This is a genomic window from Streptomyces katrae, assembly GCF_000717655.1.
In the GTDB taxonomy this organism is placed as follows: domain Bacteria; phylum Actinomycetota; class Actinomycetes; order Streptomycetales; family Streptomycetaceae; genus Streptomyces; species Streptomyces katrae_B.
The window spans coordinates 41,572-58,878 of record NZ_JNZY01000047.1 but is presented as its reverse complement, the minus strand read 5'-3'; the positions used below and the strand labels follow the sequence as shown (position 1 = coordinate 58,878).

At 71.8% G+C, this 17,307-nt stretch carries 18 protein-coding genes and 1 pseudogene; 9 read left to right on the top strand and 10 right to left on the bottom strand.

The features are described from left to right. The 4 genes from IF09_RS43900 to IF09_RS0135225 form a co-directional block, all read right to left on the bottom strand. Positions 1-813, bottom strand: an 813-nt coding sequence (locus tag IF09_RS43900) for a helix-turn-helix transcriptional regulator (RefSeq protein WP_158710141.1), incomplete at its 3' end; no start/stop codon positions are given. 122 nt (positions 814-935) lie between these two features. Continuing rightward, positions 936-1,898, bottom strand: coding sequence for a ParB/RepB/Spo0J family partition protein (locus tag IF09_RS0135235; RefSeq protein WP_037636886.1), 963 nt, complete (start codon positions 1,896-1,898; stop codon positions 936-938). Next, positions 1,895-3,166: a ParA family protein gene (locus IF09_RS0135230; RefSeq protein WP_030302915.1), complete on the bottom strand. Its 1,272-nt coding sequence runs from the start codon at positions 3,164-3,166 to the stop codon at positions 1,895-1,897. The genes IF09_RS0135235 and IF09_RS0135230 overlap by 4 nt, the downstream gene beginning before the upstream one ends. Positions 3,167-3,359: 193 nt before the next feature. Continuing rightward, positions 3,360-4,034 (bottom strand): ScbR family autoregulator-binding transcription factor, encoded by a 675-nt coding sequence (locus IF09_RS0135225; RefSeq protein WP_030302912.1) that lies wholly within the window; start codon positions 4,032-4,034, stop codon positions 3,360-3,362. 340 nt (positions 4,035-4,374) lie between these two features. On the opposite strand from IF09_RS0135225, the gene IF09_RS0135220 reads away from it, so the two are divergent. Both IF09_RS0135220 and IF09_RS0135215 read left to right on the top strand, forming a co-directional pair. Then, positions 4,375-5,631 (top strand): cation:proton antiporter, encoded by a 1,257-nt coding sequence (locus IF09_RS0135220; protein WP_051833477.1) that lies wholly within the window; start codon positions 4,375-4,377, stop codon positions 5,629-5,631. A gap of 295 nt (positions 5,632-5,926) precedes the next feature. Beyond that, the gene (locus IF09_RS0135215) at positions 5,927-6,433 is read left to right on the top strand and encodes a DinB family protein (RefSeq protein WP_030302909.1); all 507 of its coding nucleotides are present in this window, start codon (positions 5,927-5,929) and stop codon (positions 6,431-6,433) included. Between the two features lie 7 nt (positions 6,434-6,440). On the opposite strand, the gene IF09_RS0135210 is transcribed toward IF09_RS0135215, so the two are convergent. Then, a complete protein-coding gene (locus IF09_RS0135210) occupies positions 6,441-6,995 on the bottom strand; it encodes a flavoprotein (RefSeq protein WP_030302908.1) in 555 nt (184 codons plus the stop codon). Between the two features lie 213 nt (positions 6,996-7,208). Between IF09_RS0135210 and IF09_RS0135205 the strand changes: the two genes are divergently transcribed. From IF09_RS0135205 to IF09_RS0135195, 3 genes are all read left to right on the top strand, one after another. Then, positions 7,209-7,424: a DUF4287 domain-containing protein gene (locus tag IF09_RS0135205; protein ID WP_030302906.1), complete on the top strand. Its 216-nt coding sequence runs from the start codon at positions 7,209-7,211 to the stop codon at positions 7,422-7,424. An 86-nt stretch (positions 7,425-7,510) separates the two neighbouring features. Further along, positions 7,511-8,350: an NAD(P)H-binding protein gene (locus IF09_RS0135200; protein WP_030302905.1), complete on the top strand. Its 840-nt coding sequence runs from the start codon at positions 7,511-7,513 to the stop codon at positions 8,348-8,350. Between the two features lie 40 nt (positions 8,351-8,390). Continuing rightward, positions 8,391-9,395, top strand: a complete 1,005-nt coding sequence (locus IF09_RS0135195) for an AraC family transcriptional regulator (RefSeq protein WP_030302903.1) — start codon at positions 8,391-8,393, stop codon at positions 9,393-9,395. 8 nt (positions 9,396-9,403) lie between these two features. Here the strand turns inward: IF09_RS0135195 and IF09_RS0135190 are convergent, their stop codons facing one another. Next, positions 9,404-9,901, bottom strand: coding sequence for a GNAT family N-acetyltransferase (locus tag IF09_RS0135190; RefSeq protein ID WP_030302901.1), 498 nt, complete (start codon positions 9,899-9,901; stop codon positions 9,404-9,406). Positions 9,902-10,014: 113 nt separating this feature from the next. Here IF09_RS0135190 and IF09_RS0135185 point away from each other — a divergent pair, with 113 nt between their 5' ends. Next, positions 10,015-10,542: a DUF1772 domain-containing protein gene (locus IF09_RS0135185; RefSeq protein WP_063607469.1), complete on the top strand. Its 528-nt coding sequence runs from the start codon at positions 10,015-10,017 to the stop codon at positions 10,540-10,542. Between the two features lie 21 nt (positions 10,543-10,563). On the opposite strand, the gene IF09_RS0135180 is transcribed toward IF09_RS0135185, so the two are convergent. After that, entirely contained in the window at positions 10,564-11,058 is a 495-nt protein-coding gene (locus tag IF09_RS0135180) for a DUF1772 domain-containing protein (RefSeq protein ID WP_030302898.1), read from the bottom strand. Positions 11,059-11,285: 227 nt separating this feature from the next. On the opposite strand from IF09_RS0135180, the gene gdhA reads away from it, so the two are divergent. Continuing rightward, positions 11,286-12,641, top strand: coding sequence for an NADP-specific glutamate dehydrogenase (gene gdhA, locus IF09_RS0135175; RefSeq protein ID WP_030302897.1), 1,356 nt, complete (start codon positions 11,286-11,288; stop codon positions 12,639-12,641). A 176-nt stretch (positions 12,642-12,817) separates the two neighbouring features. Further along, positions 12,818-14,170: an AMP-binding protein gene (locus IF09_RS0135170; RefSeq protein WP_030302894.1), complete on the top strand. Its 1,353-nt coding sequence runs from the start codon at positions 12,818-12,820 to the stop codon at positions 14,168-14,170. A 113-nt stretch (positions 14,171-14,283) separates the two neighbouring features. On the opposite strand, the pseudogene IF09_RS43895 reads toward IF09_RS0135170, so the two are convergent. The 3 genes and pseudogenes from IF09_RS43895 to IF09_RS0135155 all read right to left on the bottom strand — a co-directional run bounded on the left by IF09_RS43895 (position 14,284) and on the right by IF09_RS0135155 (position 16,138). Then, a pseudogene (locus IF09_RS43895) lies at positions 14,284-14,899 on the bottom strand (IS5 family transposase). Between the two features lie 87 nt (positions 14,900-14,986). Further along, entirely contained in the window at positions 14,987-15,622 is a 636-nt protein-coding gene (locus IF09_RS0135160; RefSeq protein ID WP_030302892.1) for a VOC family protein, read from the bottom strand. A gap of 63 nt (positions 15,623-15,685) precedes the next feature. After that, positions 15,686-16,138, bottom strand: a complete 453-nt coding sequence (locus IF09_RS0135155) for a MarR family winged helix-turn-helix transcriptional regulator (RefSeq protein ID WP_030302890.1) — start codon at positions 16,136-16,138, stop codon at positions 15,686-15,688. 117 nt (positions 16,139-16,255) lie between these two features. Between IF09_RS0135155 and IF09_RS0135150 the strand changes: the two genes are divergently transcribed. Next, positions 16,256-17,110, top strand: a complete 855-nt coding sequence (locus IF09_RS0135150; protein WP_051833472.1) for an alpha/beta fold hydrolase — start codon at positions 16,256-16,258, stop codon at positions 17,108-17,110. Positions 17,111-17,307: the final 197 nt, after the last annotated feature.

Below are 17,307 nucleotides of genomic sequence, written 5' to 3'. Positions count from 1 at the left end.
TGCCGGAGGCTGGGTGTTAACGCCGTTAACGGTGGGCGTCGGGGTGGGGGCCGGGGTCGCCGCCTCCGGGGGCTCGGCGTTAACGCCGTTAACGGTGGGGGGCGTGGGGGTGGAGCCCTGCGGGGCTGTTCCCCTACCCGCCCCTTCCCGAAACTGGGGCTGCGCCCCAGACCCCGGGGGGGTGGGGGCCGCGGCGCCTGCGGCGCGCGGGGCGGTCACCGGGGGCGCCGGTGCGGCTGGGGGCTCGGCGTCGGCGGGGGCGTTCACGGGTGCGGTCGGGGCGACGGCGTTAACGGCGTTAATGCTCAGCGCCGGGGCGGCCGTGGCATCGACGGTGAGCGGGGTGGCGTTAACGGCGTTAATGGTGGGTGCCGTCGGCGGGGTGGCGTTAACGGCGTTAACGGTGGGTGCCGGGGCCTGCGCCGCGCTGTCCTGGTGCGCCTCGGGGTGCGGAGGGGCGGAGGCTTCGGCGTTAACGGCGTTAACGGCGTTAACGGCGTTAACGGCGTTAACGGCGGGCGCTGGGGTGGGGGGGCCGGCGTTAACGGCGTTAATGGGGTGGAGGGTGGAGAGGCCCTCCAGGAGGCGGGCGTATGCCGCGCGTTTGGGAGGACGGGGGGCCGTGCGGCCCGTTTCCCAGGAGGTGACCGTCTCGCGGCGGACGGAGAGGGCCTTGGCGATCTGGTCCTGGCTCAGGCCCGCGGCTTCACGCAGGCGTTTGCGCTCGTCCGGGTGCGGCAGTGGATCCTGGGCGGCGGCTTCTTCGATCAGGGCGTCGACCGCTGCGAAGAGGCTCTCTTGTTCGTTGGGCATCGGTACCTCCAAGGGCAGCCTATGCGAATCGCACGACCGAACGCACATGAAACGCACGTGGGGGCGTTAACGGCGTTAATGCCGTCAGCGCCCCCGTCGTGGGTGCTGCCTCGGATGCCCGCTCAGAGTCGCAGCAGCAGGAGCTCGGTGACGGCCTTGAGGTCATCCGGGGTGAGGTGGGCGGTCAGGGCGTCCGCGATCGTTTCCGGGGTGTCCGTAGCGATCGTGATCCGGGGAGCGGGGGGCATCGGAGGAGCCGGAGGAGCCGGGGGAGCGGGGGGAGCGGGGGAAGCGGAGGGAGCGGGGGAAGCGGGGGCAGCGTTAACGGCGTTAACGCCGTTAACGGTCGGCGCCGGGTGAGCGCGTTGGCGGGGAGGGGTGACGGTGTTGAGGGTCTCGTCCGCCGCCGCCTCCTGGTGCTCCTGCGGGAGGCGGCCGATGCGGCGGGCCGGTTCGACCTTGAGCTCGCCCGTGTCGACCTTCTCCTGGAGGCTCGGAGTGAGGTTCAGGAGGGTCAGGCGCTGCGAGACCCAGGCCGCCGTCTTGCCCAGGCGCTTGGCGACCTGGGCCTGGGAGCCGTGGACGTCGACGAGTTCCTGGAGGGCGCGCGCCTGGTCCATCGGGGCCACGTCCACGCGGTGGACATTGGCGATCAGGGCGGACTCGAGGATGTCCGCCGCGGAGGCGGACAGGGCGTCGTTCACGTGGATGTGCATGGTCTTCAGGCCGGCCAGCTGGGCCGCCGCGAGGCGCCGGTTGCCGTCGATGACCACGTACGGGGCGCGTCCCAGCCCGTCGGTCTGGCCCGGGTGGGCCTCCATGAAGGCCATGCGGGTCGCGACCGCGAGGGGCTGGAGCTGGCCGCGGGAGACGAGGGACTGGGCCAGCTCCTCGAGTTCCGTGAGGTCCTCGCGGAGGTTGAACGGGTTGTGGGCGAGGGCCTCGATGGGGACCTCGGACGGCGGGACCACCCCGGAGGTGGGGGCGCCGGTGGCCTCCGCGATCGCCGCGCGGCGCGAGCTGACGCCGACGGGCTGGGCCCGCGCGAAGGATGCTGAGACTCCGAGTTTGTCGGCCTTGCTCATGAGATCTCCCTAGCGAGGGCGCGCATGGCGATCGCCTGGTCGCCCTTGGGCGAGTAGACGAAGAGGGGCTGCTTCACGCGGACGGCTTCGCGTTGTTCCTTGAGGTCCGGCACGACGGCGACGACGCGCGGATCCTTTATGTCCATCCACGCCTGGAGGGAGGAGGTCGCGATGTAGCCGCGGCGGCCGTCGTAGAGGTTGACGACGAGGCCGAGGTAGTCGATGTCGAGGCTGAGGTCGTCGCGCAGGTCGTTGATCTGGGACGTGAGGAGGTCATAAGCGTCGGCCGACGAGTCCTCCGCCTGTACGACGATCAGCGCGCCCGAGGCGCCCGGCTGTTCGGTGTCGCGGCGGCGCCCGTAGTAGATGGCGGCGTCCATGCTGAGCCCGAGGCTCGGGGGGCAGTCGATGAGGATGACGTCGTAATCGGATTCCACGGGCGCCAGGGCGCGTTCGAGGGCGGCCTCGCGGGCGCGGACCGTGGAGAGGCGGACGTCGAGGAGGAAGGCGTCCGTGCAGGCGGGCAGCAGGTGGAGGCGGTTGCCGAAGCGCTGGTCCGGGATGGGGACGATCAGGTCGGCGAGCGGGCCCTTGGCCTCGCCGGCCATGTGGCAGGTGAGGCTGTCGCCGCCGATGGGCAGCGGCTGCTGGCCGAGTTGCTTGGTGAGGTGGCCCTGGGGGTCGAAGTCGACCAGCAGGACGCGCATGCCGAGGCCCGGGAGGTCTTCCAGGTCCAGGGGAGTCGTCTCGGGGTGGGGCGCCTGGTCGCTCTGCCTGCCCTCGTCCGATGCCGCGGCGCGGGCCAGCTGGCGGGCGATGCGGACCGGGTGGAGGGTCTCCGGGTCCTCGGCGAGGGCCTCGGCGGTGCCGGCGGTGATGGCGGTCTTGCCGACGCCGCCCTTCTGGTTGCACACGACGATGCGGCGTACGACGGAGGGCCGCTTGACCGTGGGCGCCGGATTCATCTCCAGCCAGAGGCGGACCGCTTGGGCCAGACCCTGGATGAGGGAGACACCGCGGTCCTTGGAGCCGGCGCGGAAGGACTCCCACTGGCCGGCGGGCAGCCAGGTGGAGAACGATTCGGCGCCCGAAGTGTCGACGGGGGAGGGGGCGGAGGCGAGAGCGCTCCAGTGGGCGATCCCCTGGTGGACGGCGTCCTGGATGTCCACCCGCAGCTGCGCGGTGCGGATTTTCAACTCCTGGCGGAGCCACGGGGGGAGCTTGGAGACGACCTTTTCTCGGTCGCTCTGAGACGAGGGCGAAGTCATGAGAGGGACTTTACTAACGTTCGTGGGCGGATGTGGGCGCCACGCTTGGGTTTTGCTAACGAAGTGGGCGAAGGCACGGGTGCCCGGGGGTGCTGTGGCCGGACCGGGTACGCGACAGGGCGGCCTCGCACACGCCGTAGCGAGCACCCCCGTGGTTCGCCACGGCGTGTGCGAGGCCGCCCTGGATACGTCGTCAGCCGACCGGAACCGCGGAGGACTCCGAGGCGGGCAGACCGAGTTCGGCCCGGCACGCGGGCGAGCCCGCCGGGTCGAAGTGGGGGATGCGGTGCGCGGGCACGATCCCCGGGAGCAGGAAGTTCCACAGGTCGACGACCCGGGTGTGCAGGTCCTCGCGGCCGGTGCGGACGTGTGAGGTGACCTGGATTCCGGTGAACGAGCCGACGAGGAGCGTCGAGAGGCCGTACACGTCGAGCGCCGGGAGGACGTCGCCGCGCTCCTGGGCCGGCTTCAGGCAGCTGTGCGCGGTGTCGATCCAGGCGTTGTACGGGGTCGGGTCCGGGTTGGTGAAGGAGCCGAACTCGATGACCAAGCGGATGCCGGCGCGGATGCGGACGTTGGCGCGCAGTCCGTGTGCCATCCGGTGCGTCAGGTCGATGACGGTCTGCAGACCCGGTTCCACGACGGCGGGGACGCCTGCGGCGATCTGGAACTGCTCGTCCATCAGGGCGCGGGCGAGGGCTTCCTTGGACTGGAAGTGGAAGTAGAGGGCGCCCTTGGTGACGCCGGCGTGCTTGACCACGTCGCTGAGGCTGGCGCCGCCGAAGCCGAAACGGTCGAAGGCGATGGCTGCGCCGTCGAGGATCGCCTGCCGGGTGATCTCGGCGCGTTCCTGGCGGGCCCTTGCCATCTGCTCTCCCTGCCGCTTGCCGCCCGCTGTTGCCTGACGGTTGGTGCCTGTTGCCGGGCTACGAGCTGGTGTCGTCGCTGCGGCGGATGCTCGTGCAAGGTCAATCTAGTGGGGCGGCGGCAAAGAAAACCAGTCGACAAGTACTTTTTGGTGAGGGGCGGGTGATGGTTCGTGGGGTTCTGGGGCGGTTTTCGCTATTACTTTTTGGGAGGGCGGACCGTTAACGGCGTTAACGGCGTTAACGCCCCGACCCCTGGAAGTGTGGGGCGGTTCGTTGCCGGGGTGGGGGTCTCGGCGGAAGCCTGTGGTGGTGGGAGCGTCACGTGATCCGCTCGAAGCCGTGCTGATTGCCGTACCCGTCGTCGTTCTCGCGTGCGGGGTGGCGGCCGCCGTGATGCGCAGGCTCGGGCAGACGACCGTGGTCGGGGAGATCCTGGTGGGGATCCTGCTGGGTCCGTCGCTGCTGGGATGGCTCTGGCCGGCTGGGAGCCGGTGGCTGTTGCCGGGCGAGGTCCTTCCGTACCTGGGGGTGCTGGGGAACCTGGGGCTGCTGGTGTTCATGTTCCTGGTGGGCCTGGAGCTTGATGTAGGGCTGCTGCGGGGGCGCGGCCGGGCCGTGGTGGTGGTGAGCCAGGCGAGCGTGTGGATCCCGCTGGGGCTCGGGAGTCTGCTGGCGCTGGCGATGTACGGGTCGCTCGCGCCGGAGGGGGTCGGTCGCGCGGAGTTCGTGCTGTTCGTGGCCGTCGCGATGAGCGTGACCGCGTTTCCCGTGCTGGCGCGGATCCTGAAGGACCAGGGGCTGTACGGGACCCCGGTGGGGACGCTGGCGATGGCGTGTGCGGCGGTGGCGGACGTGGTGGCGTGGTGCCTGCTGGCGTTGGTGACGGCCATGGCGCATCCGCTGGGGGGAGGGGGCCGGGGCGGGAGCGCGTGGGGGATCCTCGGGATGGGGGTGCTGGCCGGGGTGTTCCTCGCGGGGATGTGGTGGGGGGTGCGGCCCGTGCTCGGGTGGGGTGTGAGGCGGTGGGGGTCCGGGTCGGCGGCGGGTGCGGGTGGGGATGCCGGTGGGGTCGTGGGGTTGTGCAGTGGGGTCTGCCTGGCGGCGTACGCCACGCATGCGATGGGGGTGCACGCGCTGTTCGGGGCGTTCGTGTTCGGGGCGGTGGTACCGAGGACGGCGGTGGTCGAGCAGGCGGCGGAGCGGATGCGGGAGTTCGCGGTGCCGGTGCTGCTGCCGCTGTTCTTCGTCGGCAGCGGGCTGAAGACGGACGTGGGGCTGCTGGGCGGCGGCGCTGCGTGGTGGTGGGCGGGGGTGGTGCTGGTCGTCGCGGTCGCCGGGAAGTGGGGCGGGGGGACCGGGGCGGCGTTGCTGGCGGGGCAGCCGGTACGGGACGCGGTGACGCTGGGCGCGCTGATGAACTGTCGGGGGGTGACGGAGCTGGTGGTGCTGAACGTGGGGCTCGGGCTCGGGGTGATCGGGGCGGAGCTGTTCACGGCGCTGGTGCTGATGGCGTTGGTGACGACCGCGGTGACGGGCCCGGTGGTACGGGCGCTGCGGGAGCGGGAGGTGAAGGAGGCGGTCGCCCTTCGGCATTAACGCCGTTAATGGTCCGCAGGAGTTGAGCGCCGGGGCGTTAACGCCGTTAACGGTCCGGGCCTCCCGGGCGGCGTCCGGCGTAACGGTCCTCGCTGAGCCGGTCGTCCGGCGTTAACGCCGTTAATGGTCCCCGCCTGGGTCGGGCCCCGGCGTTAACGGCGTTAACGCTCACGCCTGGGTCGGGCGCCCGGCATTAACGGCGTTAACGGTGGGCGGGGCCGGGGACGTCCGGGAGCTGCGGTCCGGCATGTGGAATGGCGCGATCTGCGTGCCGTACAGGTGTGATCATCGCCTGATGATCGATGAACAGCGCACCCGGCCCGTGCTGGTGGGCGACGAGCGTGCCACCCTGACCAGCGTTCTGCAGTGGCAGCGGGACACCCTGATGATGAAGTGCGCGGGACTGACGGACGAGCAGTTGCGGCGCAAGGCCGTCGCGCCGTCCGGGCTGTCCCTGCTCGGGCTGGTGCGGCACCTGGCGGAGGTCGAGCGGGGCTGGTTCCGCAACGTCCTGAACGGCGAGGACGTACGCGGCTACTTCCCGAAGAACGAGGCCGGGGAGTGGACGGAGTTCCACGTCGAGGACGCGGACCCGGCCGAGTCGTTCAAGGTCTGGGAGGAGACCTGCGCCCGGTCCCGGGCGATCGTGGACGCCGCCGAGTCGCTCGATGTGACGGGGCAGTACGGCGACGAGGCGTACTCGCTGCACTACGTCCTGGCCCACATGATCGAGGAGTACGCCCGGCACAACGGGCACGCGGACCTGCTGCGCGAGGCGATCGACGGCGTGACGGGGGAGTAGCCGGCCCCTACGAGGTGTGCGGGGCGGTCACGGCGTCCAGGGCGGCGAGGGCCCGCGGCCACGGGAAGTGGGCCGGGGCGTCGGGGCCGGCCGGCCCGGGGACGAAGCCGTCCTCGCCGTAGAGGACGCTGACGCCGGCGCCGCGCAGGGTGGCCAGGGACTGGTCGAACTGGGGATGCGCGGCAAGGGCGGCGTTCGTGCAGGGCATGGTGACGACGGGGATGCCCTTGCCGATCGCCTCGGCGGCGACGCCGACGGCGAAGCGGTCGGTGAGGCCGAGGGCCCAGGAGTTGAGGGAGTTGAAGGTCGCCGGGGCGAAGAGCAGGGCATCGGCGGCCGGCCATACGTCGGGCTCGCCGGGGAGCTTGTACTGCCAGCGCACGGGGTGACCGGTCAGCGCGGCCAGGCCGTCGAGGCTTCCCGCGACCCAGTGCGCGGCGGTGGGAGTGAGGCCGAGACAGACGTCCCAGCCCCGGGACTGGGCGTCCTCGATGACGTGCGCCACGTCGAAGACGGGCGGGGCGGCGGAGCAGAGCAGGTAGAGCGTCCTCGTGGGGGTCATACCGCCATGTGATCACATGAGTTGATCTCGACCATAGTTGAGGTGGCGTGATCGGCCATATGGGCGAATGCCGGATGACTGTACGGACGTTGTGCGAATGGTTGTTCCGGTGGTCGTTCCAAGATCTTCGGCTGCGGGCGATGAGTTCCGGGCCCGGCTCGCGTCTCCCTCTGTGACAGCGAAGCACGACGTACGGACAGGAGCACCGCAGACATGAGCGAGCCGGTGAAGGGCCCCGCCAGCTACTTCCCTTCGATCGAGAAGAAGTACGGACGGCCCGTCGCGGAATGGAAGGACCTGATCCGGTCCTCTCCGCTGACCAAGCACATGGAGCTCGTCTCCTGGCTCAAGACCGAGCACGGACTGGGGCACGGACACGCCAACGCCCTCGTCGCGCACACCCTCGGTGAGGACGCCGGGCGGCTCTGAGGAACAGCGCCGGCGCTGGACGTACGCGTATGGAGCTGAGCTTTTCGGCGATGTTCCGTCTCGCGGCGGCGGGCTTGACTGGAGGCATGACACAGACACCGCAGAACACGAAGTCCGCCGCCCCCGCCACCCTCGTCATCGGGGGCAACGGAAAGACCGGCCGGCGCGTCGCCGAGAAGCTCCGGCTCCGGGGCCGCCCGGTGCGGATCGGCTCCCGTACCGGAGCCCCCGCCTTCGACTGGAACGCCCCCGTCACCTGGGGCCCGGCGCTGGAGGGCGTCGACCGGGTGTACGTGACCTACTACCCCGACCTCGCCTTCCCCGGGGCCGCCGAGCAGATCGGCGCGTTCTCGCAGGCGGCCGTGGCCGCCGGGGCGCGCCGGCTGGTCCTGCTGTCCGGCCGGGGCGAGGAGGCCGCGCAGCGCGCCGAGGAGAGCCTGAAGGCGTCCGGGGCCGACTGGACGGTCGTCAGGTCCAGCTGGTTCAACCAGAACTTCGACGAGAGCTTCTTCCTGGAGCCCGTACTGGCAGGGGAGATCGCGTTGCCGACTGCGGACGCCGTGGAGGCCTTCGTCGACGCCGACGACATCGCCGACGTGGTGGTGGCCGCGCTGAGCGACGACCGGCACATCGGCAGGACGTACGAGCTGTCCGGACCGCGGCTGATCAGCTTCACCGACGTCGCCGCCGAGCTGTCGAAGGCGACGGGGCGCACGATCACCTACGTCCCCGTCTCCCAGGAGGAGTACCGGGCGGTGCTGCGCGAGCACGGCCTGCCGCAGGAGTTCGCCGACCTGTTCACGTTGATCCTGGACGGGCGCAACGCGCATCCGGTGGGCGGGGTGGAGGAGGTGCTCGGCCGGAAGCCGAAGGACTTCGCCGAGTTCGCCCGTGAGGCGGCGGCGACCGGTGTCTGGGACGTCTGAGTCCCTGTCGCCGGGCAGGCGACCGGGAGAGGATGGGCCCATGGACACGCTGAGCGGCCTCCTCGAAGGCCCCAAGGCCCGGGGCGCTTTCCTCCTCAAGTCCGTCTTCAACCCGCCGTGGTCGGTGCGGATCGAGGACCGGGCCCCGCTGTCGGTGGTCACGATGGTGCGCGGGACGGGCTGGCTGCTCCCCGACGGGGGCACGCCCGTGCTGATCGGCCCCGGGGACGTGGCCGTCGTACGGGGGCCCGAGCCGTACACGCTGGCGGACGCCCCCGGGACGCCGGTGCAGATCACGGTGGACCCGGAGCAGCGGTGCAGCACGCAGGCCGGCGAGGACGTCAGCGAGACCATGGCGCTGGGCGTGCGGACCTGGGGTGCGGAGTTCCAGGACGCCGGGTCGGCGGTGATGCTGAGCGGCACCTACCAGGCGCCGAGCGAGATCGGCCGCCGGCTGCTGGGCGCGCTGCCGACGGTCCTGGTCCGGCCGGCGGCGGACGCGGACGCCACGCTGATCGGGCTGCTCGCCTCGGAGATCTCCCGGGACGAGCCGGGCCAGGAGCTGGTCCTGGACCGGCTGTTGGACCTGCTGCTGATCGGGGTGCTGCGTACGTGGCTCGCGGACCCCGGGTCGGGCGCCCCGGGCTGGTACCGGGCGCAGGGCGATCCGGTGGTCGGGCGGGCGCTGCGGCTGCTGCAGGAGAACCCGGCGCACGGCTGGACGGTGGAGGAGCTCGCGCACAAGGCCGGGGTCTCCCGGGCCTCGCTGGCGCGGCGGTTCACGGACCTGGTGGGGGAGCCGCCGATGGCATACCTGACGGGGTGGCGCCTGGCGCTGGCGGCCGATCTGCTGCGGGAGCCGGACGCCACGGTGGCGACGGTGGCCCGACGGGTGGGCTACAGCTCGGCGTTCGCGCTGTCGACGGCGTTCAAGCGGGTCCGCGGGGTCAGCCCGCAGGAGTTCCGTACGGGGGGCGCCGCCCCGGTCGCCGCCCCGGCGGCCGCCGGGCCCCCGCGCACGGTGGTCCTGGCGGACGCGATCTAGGGGTGTCGTCAAAGTCCCGCCTGGCCGGCGGGGCCCCGGAGGTCCAGTACGCCGACGGTCTGGCCGCCGCTCAGCTCGCCGGTGAGGCGGAAGCCGAGGCCCCGGTAGAACGGCTCGGGGGTGCCGGGTCCGGGCTCCCAGGTGACGTAGGCGCGGTCGGCGCCGCGGCGCCGGAGCTCGGCGGTGACCGCCTGGACCGCGAAGCGGCCGTAGCCCTTGGCCTGGTGGGCGGCGGCGACGTTCAGGCGCCAGATGCCCGAGCGGATGTCGGCGGGGTCCCGTTCCGGGTCCCAGGCGATGTCCACGAAGGCCATGACGAAGCCGACGACCTCGTCGCCGTCGATGACGGCGCGCGGCCAGGCGGTGTCCCCGTGGACGTAGGCCTCGGCCAGGGACTTGACCACGGGGGAGACGAGGTGGGTCTGGTCGGGGCGTACCTGTACCGCGCACACCGCGTCGAAGTTGGCTGCGGTGACCGGCTCCAGGCGGAGTGCTGAGGTGCTCATGGCCGCACCCTACCGAGGGCGTCTCCTGCACAGACACCGGAAATTTTCGAGATCAGATCAGAACCCGTGGCAGTACGACCGGATCGATCGGATCGACCAGAGGGGAGCCTCTCGTGCAGACGGACACAGCCGGCGGCAGCAACCGGACCGCTACCTTCCTGCTCATGGTCTCGACCGTGCTCGTGGGCCTGATGGCGGGCCTGTTCTTCGCCTTCGACGTCTCGGTGATGCCGGGGCTGGCGCGGGGCGACGAGCGCACGTACGTCACCGCGATGCAGAACTTCAACGCGGTCATCGACGGGAACGGGCTGTTCGGCACCGTCTTCGTGGTGGCCCTGCTCGCCGCCGCCGCTTCGGCGGCCGTCGAGTTCCGCAGGGGCCGGCGCGGGGTCGCGGTGTGGGTGGGGGCGGCGGCCGCCCTCTACCTCGTCGTCCTGGTGATCACCTTCACCGTGAACATCCCGCTGAACAACGAGCTCGCCGACGCGGGCGACGCGACGAAGCTGACCGACTTCTCGATCGTGGACAAGTTCAAGGGGACCTGGGTGACCACGAACGTCATCCGCACCCTGCTGTGCACGGCGGCCCTGACGGCCCTCGCGCGGGCCCTGGTGCTGTACGGGCGGGCCACCGCGCGCTGAGCCGCAGAGGTGTCAGAGGCGTCAGAGGCGGCCGTGCAGTACGAGGGCCCAGGCCAGGCAGCCCAGGGCGATCGTGCACAGCAGCGTCCGCCAGCGGTTGGCCGGCACCCAGCGCGACGCGAAGGCGTTCCGGACGGCGGCCGGGTCGGCGATGCGCTCGACGGCGCCGGCCTGGTCCAGGGCGTCGTTGAGCGGGATGTTGACCCTCCCGGTGACCCCGAGCTGGAGGGCGTACGCGACGAGCGCACCGATCAGCGGCGGCGCCACCTCGCCCGCGCCGGAGGCGAGGCACAGGGCCAGCGCGAGGCCGGTGAACAGCAGGGAGCCGAGGAAGCCGGTCATGAACCAGCCGTTGACGATGGCGACGTTGATGCGCTGCATGACCGCGATGAACGTGCGGTCGTCCGAGCGTCCCAGCGCGGGCATCACCGAGACGTCGAAGGCGAAGAACAGGCCCGCCATCAGGCCCGTCGTGATCGTTGCGGCGATGAGTGAGACGAGCCCTGCGGTGTCCACGTCCGTTTCCCCCTGTTGGTGGTCTGCGCATGGTCTGTTCGCGGTCATGCACGGGTCATCGAATCGTCAAGGCTGCCGATCGTAGGGGCCACACGGCCGCGTGTCGCGGGGGATTCACGGGGAGGTCCGCCGTCCCGGGAACGGAATCCCTCCCCGCAACGACTCTCTGAGCGGGCACCATGCACCTGCCGTCGTCTACACACCGCGCACTCCCTGGAGGGACACACGTGAAGGACTCGAAGGACAGGCTGGAAGACCTGCGGGCCGAGATCGAGCGCCGCAACCCCGCGCAGCCCGAGTTCCACCAGGCGGTACGGGAGGTCCTCGAGACCCTGGCCCCCGTCTTCGCCGCCCGGCCCGAGTACGCCGACCCGGCCGTGGCCCTGGTGGAGCGGCTCACCGAGCCCGAGCGGCAGATCGTCTTCCGCGTCCCGTGGCAGGACGACCGGGGCCGCGTCCACGTCAACCGCGGCTACCGCGTCGAGTTCAACAGTGCGCTCGGCCCGTACAAGGGAGGCCTGCGCTTCCACCCGTCGGTGGACATCGGCGTGGTGAAGTTCCTGGGCTTCGAGCAGATCTTCAAGAACGCCCTGACCGGCCTGGGGATCGGCGGCGGCAAGGGCGGCAGCGACTTCGACCCGCACGGCAGGTCGGACGCCGAGGTCATGCGCTTCTGCCAGTCCTTCATGACCGAGCTGCACCGGCACATCGGCGAGCACACCGACGTGCCCGCCGGGGACATCGGCGTGGGCGGCCGCGAGATCGGCTACCTCTTCGGCCAGTACCGGCGCATCACCAACCGCTGGGAGGCCGGCGTCCTGACCGGCAAGGGCCGGGGCTGGGGCGGCTCCGCGATCCGGCCGCAGGCGACCGGCTACGGCAGCGTGCTGTTCGCCGCCGAGATGCTGGCGGTCCGCGGCGAGTCGCTGGACGGGCTGACCGCGGTGGTCTCGGGCTCCGGCAACGTCGCGCTGTACACGATCGAGAAGCTGCAGCAGCTCGGCGCGAACCCGCTGACCTGCTCGGACTCGAAGGGCTACGTCGTCGACGACAAGGGCATCGACCTGGCCCTGCTCAAGCAGGTCAAGGAGGTCGAGCGCGGGCGCGTGAGCGAGTACGCGGAGCGCCGTGGCTCCTCGGCACGGTTCGTGCCCGGCGGGCGGGTCTGGGAGGTGCCGGCGGACGTCGCCTTCCCCTCCGCCACGCAGAACGAACTGGCCGCGCAGGATGCCCGTACGCTCGTCGCGGGCGGGATCAAAGCGGTCTCCGAGGGCGCCAACATGCCGACCACTCCCGAGGCCGTACGGATCCTGCAGGAGGCCGGCGTCGCGTTCGGGCCCGGCAAGGCGGCCAACGCGGGCGGGGTCGCGGTCAGCGCCCTCGAGATGAGCCAGAACGCCGGCCGGGTGGCCTGGAGCGCGCAGCGCGTCGAGGACGAGCTCGCGCACATCATGCGCTCGATCCACGCCGTCGCGTACGAGACCGCCGAGCGGTACGGGGCCCCGGGCGACTACGTCACCGGCGCGAACATCGCCGGGTTCGAGCGGGTCGCGGACGCAATGCTGGCGCAGGGCGTCATCTGACCGGGCGGGCCCGGGGCTCCGGCTCCGGGCCCGTGCGGGGGTGCGGTGCTGCCGGGCGGGCGGCGGCGGGCTTCGACTCCGGCTCGAGTGCAGGCGGACCGGTCTTGCCCGGTGGGGCGGAGCCGGGCCGTAGCCTGGGGCCGACCAGGCGATGAGAACACCAAGGGAGCGTGACCGTGCTGACCGCTTTGGACGGGGTGTACGGCGACCGGAAGGACGCGATCGGCGTCGCGGGGCGGACCGCCTCGTACGAGGAACTGCTGGGCGCGGCGCGCGCAGTGGCCGCCGACGTGGCCGGGGCGAAGGCCTTCGCGGTAACCGCGACGGCCTCCCTGGAAACCGTCGCCGCCGTGGTAGGCGGGCTGCTGGCCGGAGTGCCGTTCGTACCGCTGCCGCCCGACGCCGGGCCCGCCGAGCGCGAGCACATCCTGCGTGACTCCGGGGCGGCGCTCGTGGACGTGGACTTCACCCGGCGCTCCGACTGGAACGGGCCCGCCGCCGCGCCGGAGGACCCGGCGCTGGTGCTGTACACCTCCGGCACGACGGGCGCGCCCAAGGGTGTGGTGCTGACCGGCGCGGCGCTCGCCGCCGACCTGGACGCGCTCGCCGGAGCCTGGCAGTGGAGCGCCGAGGACACGCTGGTGCACGGGCTGCCGCTGTTCCACGTGCACGGGCTCGTGCTCGGCGTGCTCGGGGCCCTGCGCACCGGCAGCCGCCTCGTGCACACCGGGCGGCCGACGCCCGAGGCGTATGCGGCGGCGGGCGGGAGCCTGTACTTCGGGGTGCCGACCGTGTGGTCCCGTATCGCCGGGGCTCCGGATGCCGCGGCCGCGCTGTCCGGGGCCCGGCTGCTGGTCTCGGGCAGCGCCGCACTGCCCGCGCCGGTCTTCCGGGACCTGGAGCGGCTGACCGGGCTGCGGCCCGTGGAGCGGTACGGGATGACGGAGACGCTGATCACCATCAGCGGGCGCGCCGGCGGCGAGGTCCGGCCCGGTACGGTCGGCACCCCGCTGCCGGGGATCCGGACCCGGGTCGAGGCCGAGCCGGGCGCCGAGATCGGGGAACTCCAGCTGACCGGGCCGACCTTGTTCGCGGGGTACCTGGGCCGCCCGGAGGCCACCGCGGCCGCGTACACCGAGGACGGCTGGTTCCGTACGGGCGACATCGCGGCCGTGGACGAGGCGGACGGGGTGCACCGGATCGTGGGGCGGGCCTCCATCGACATGATCAAGTCGGGCGGCTACCGGATCGGCGCCGGGGAGATCGAGAACGCGCTGCTGGACCACCCCAAGGTCAGCGAGGCGGCGGTGGTGGGGGTTCCGGACGCGGACCTGGGGCAGCGGATCGTCGCCTTCGTCGTCGCGGAGGGGGTGACGGGCGCCGAGCTCACGGAGTTCGTCGCCGCGAACCTGTCCGTGCACAAGCGGCCGCGCGAGGTGCGGTTCGTGCCGGCGGTCCCGCGCAACGCGATGGGCAAGCCGCAGAAGAAGCTCCTGCTGACGGGGGAGTTCGACCCGCAGGCGGGCTGAGGACGGGGCCGTGGCCGGGACGGGGGCCGTGGCGGGGGCGGGGGCTGTGGTCCGGGCCACGGCCGGGGCCCGGGGCCCAGGGCCGTCAGTGGGCCTAGGCTCTGTCTCTTTGGTCAGCGTCGTGCCCAGATGAGGATGGCGGCGAGGTGGAGTGCTGCCTGGTAGGCGGTGGCGAGTTTGTCGCATCGTGTGGCCAGGCCGCGCCACTGCCTGAGCCGGTTGATGCAGCGTTCGACGCTGTTCCGCTGCTTGTAGATCTCGGCGTCGAAGCCGGGCGGGCGGCCGCCACGGCGTCCTCGCCGCAGGCGGTGGCCGACCTTGGTGCTCAGGCCGCCGCGTGAGCGGCCGAGGGCGTGGTCGGCGGGCTCGCTGCGGCCTTCGGCCCCCTTTCGCGTGCTCCGGCGGAATGCTGGTGGGCGCGGGCAACGGTGGAGTCGACCGAGACGGTCCAGCCGATGTCGTCATCGGCGTCCGCGGCCGCCGGCACGGCGGTCAGGGTGTTCTGCCAGGTTCCGTCGACGGCCCATCTGATCAGCCGTTTGCGGGCGGCCTGGAACGGGCCGAGCTCGTTGGGCAGGTCCCGCCAGGGCGAGTGGGTGCGTACTTCCACGCGATGGCCTCGAGCGTTCGGCGGTGATCAGCCCAGCGCCGTCCACGGACCGGATCGGCCGGCATCAGCGGCTCGATCCGGCCCCACAGCGCATCAGTGATCACTAATCGGGCAGACACATCCGATCAACTGACCAACCCATCAAAGAGACAGGCGCTAGCCAGGAGACCCCAGCCGGCTGCTCCCGCGGGGCAGTCGGGCCCTGGTCAGATCGTGACCGGGCCGTGGGCGGTGGCGAACTCGACCGAGACCAGGCCCGGTTCCTCATCCTCGACCCACGTGACGTCGATCTGGTCGAGGGGGTGGTCGGCCGGTTCGCCGAGGAATTCGGAGATGGAGGCGGCGTCGCCGGCGATGGAGACCCCGTGGATGGTGGTGGAGGTGCGCGGGTCGGCGCTCGGGCGCTCCTCGATGGGGACCAACCACTGGAGGAAGTAGGGCAACTGCGGGTCCTCCAGCAGTTCCAGCAGGCCGATCTGCTTCCACCTCAGGTCGAACCCGTCGGGGCGGACACGGTGGCCCTCGGCCGAGGTGCGGCCGAGGCGGGCCTCGACCGGGGCGATGTCGTCGACGGAGACCACCCAACCGAGCCAGCCGCCGCCCTCGGCGGCGCGGCGCGCGACCGCCTGGCCGAAGGGTGCGCGGTCGGCGGCGGGGTGGTCGAGTGTGGTGACGACCTCGACGTAGGTGCCGCCGCTCAGCGGGAGAATGAAATTGCGGGTGCCGAATCGTGGGTGCACGCCGCCGTCGACGAACCCGGCGCCGAGGGCCGATCCGATCCACTGGACGGTCGAGACGAAGCTGTCGCGGGCCACCGCATAGGACACGTGATCAAGTCGCACGGCGCCATCATCACCCGGCAACCCGTACAAATCCCGACGCCACGCCCGCCGCCCCGGCCGCCTCTAGTGACCTTCCCGGACGAGGTGGCGGGCCAGGAGCTCCAGGGCCTCGGTCACCGCGGGGAGGCGCGCGGCCTCGGTGCTGCCGAGGGCCTTCGCGAGGGCCTCCTCGACCTTGGAGGAGCCCGCGGCCCGGACGGCGGCCACGCGGTCGGAGACCGTCGGGGACGGGCGGACCAGCGTGCGGCGGCGGTCGGCGGGATCGGGGGCCGTGTGCACCGAACCGGCCTCGCGGAGGCGGGCGACGGCGGTGGAGACCTGGCTCTGGGGCAGCCCGGTGCGCTGGGCCGTCTCGCCGACGGTGGTGTCGGGGTGCGCGGCGATGTCCCCGGCGACGATGACCACGGAGCGGGTGCTGCCCGCGTACTGGCCCGGTCCGCCGGGGGGTTCGGGCAGGGCTTCCTCGCCGAGCTTCATCAGGGCGCGGCCCAGCAGGAACAGTTCGATTCCATCCATGGAGGCAAGATACATCAAGGTAGATGCATCTCCCTTGATGTATCTGTTTCGATGGATTAGGCTGGTCGCAGAGCAGCGGGCGAAGGCCGTTGCGGCAGACATCTTGGGGGAGTCGTCATGTCCGACACCGTTCACAGCAGCAGCGGCACCACGGGGATCCTGGCGGTGGCCGGCGCCACGCTGCACTACCAGGTCCAGGGCTCCGGCCCGCTGCTGCTCATCGCACAGAGCGGGGAGGGGGATGCGGACCGCACGGTCGACATGGTCCCCCATCTCACCGACACGTTCAGGGTCCTGACGTACGACCGGCGCGGTCTCTCCCGCAGCCGGCTCGAGGAGCCCGGGCGGACCACGTCGCTCGCGGAGCACGCCGAGGACGTGCACCGGCTGCTGGCGGCGGTCACCGACGAGCCCGCCCTGATGCTGGGGTGCAGCATGGGCGCCCTGATCGGGCTGCATGTGGCCGCGCGGTATCCGGGGCAGGTGGGCACCCTGGTGGCCCACGAGCCGGTGGCCCCGCGGCTGCTGCCCGCGGAGCTGCGGGGCCGTCACGAGGCGGAGCTCGCCGGGCTGCAGGAGCTGTACCGGGCGAGCGGGCTCGGCGGGGTGTTCGCGGAGATGGCCCGGGTGGTGGGCATAGACCCCTCCCGGCAGGACGCCGAGCCGGGCCTGACCCCCCAGCCGATCGATGATCAGCGCCGCGTCAACTTCGGCTACTTCATCGAGCACGACCTCTCGGCGGTCATCGGGGACACCCTCGACCCGGCCGGACTGGCCCGCACGCAGACCCGGATCATCCCGGCGGTCGGCGCCGGGACCCCGGCCGGGGTGTTCGACCACCGGTGCGCCATGGAACTGGCGGACCTCCTGGGTGCCGGGATACGGACCTTCCCGGGCGGGCACAACGGGAACACCACGCACCCCAGGGCCTACGCGCAGGAGCTCCGGTCGCTGCTCGCCACGACGCGTTGACCCCCGTCGCTTGCGTCCCGCTAGATCCCGGGCCCAGGCGGGCTCGAACGGCCCGGGAGCGGTGGGTGCGGGGGCAGCGACTGAACGGGAGCGACTGAACGATTGCTGGGTCGCTGGGAGTGGTTGGGGAAAGGTGCAGGTCAGAGGGCTGATTTGGGTACGGCAGCGACTGAAGCGACTGAAGGCTCAGGTATATG

Excerpts from the sequence above, each read along its gene's own strand:
- IF09_RS0135155 (WP_030302890.1), bottom strand. The coding sequence starts at position 16,138 with ATGGATGGAATCGAACTGTTCCTGCTGGGCCGCGCCCTGATGAAGCTC.
- IF09_RS0135215 (WP_030302909.1), top strand. The coding sequence starts at position 5,927 with ATGATCGATGAACAGCGCACCCGGCCCGTGCTGGTGGGCGACGAGCGT.
- IF09_RS0135230 (WP_030302915.1), bottom strand. The coding sequence starts at position 3,166 with ATGACTTCGCCCTCGTCTCAGAGCGACCGAGAAAAGGTCGTCTCCAAG.
- IF09_RS0135150 (WP_051833472.1), top strand. The coding sequence starts at position 16,256 with ATGTCCGACACCGTTCACAGCAGCAGCGGCACCACGGGGATCCTGGCG.
- IF09_RS0135225 (WP_030302912.1), bottom strand. The coding sequence starts at position 4,034 with ATGGCAAGGGCCCGCCAGGAACGCGCCGAGATCACCCGGCAGGCGATC.
- IF09_RS0135210 (WP_030302908.1), bottom strand. The coding sequence starts at position 6,995 with ATGACCCCCACGAGGACGCTCTACCTGCTCTGCTCCGCCGCCCCGCCC.
- IF09_RS0135235 (WP_037636886.1), bottom strand. The coding sequence starts at position 1,898 with ATGAGCAAGGCCGACAAACTCGGAGTCTCAGCATCCTTCGCGCGGGCC.
- IF09_RS0135195 (WP_030302903.1), top strand. The coding sequence starts at position 8,391 with ATGGACACGCTGAGCGGCCTCCTCGAAGGCCCCAAGGCCCGGGGCGCT.
- IF09_RS0135190 (WP_030302901.1), bottom strand. The coding sequence starts at position 9,901 with ATGAGCACCTCAGCACTCCGCCTGGAGCCGGTCACCGCAGCCAACTTC.
- IF09_RS0135200 (WP_030302905.1), top strand. The coding sequence starts at position 7,511 with ATGACACAGACACCGCAGAACACGAAGTCCGCCGCCCCCGCCACCCTC.
- IF09_RS0135205 (WP_030302906.1), top strand. The coding sequence starts at position 7,209 with ATGAGCGAGCCGGTGAAGGGCCCCGCCAGCTACTTCCCTTCGATCGAG.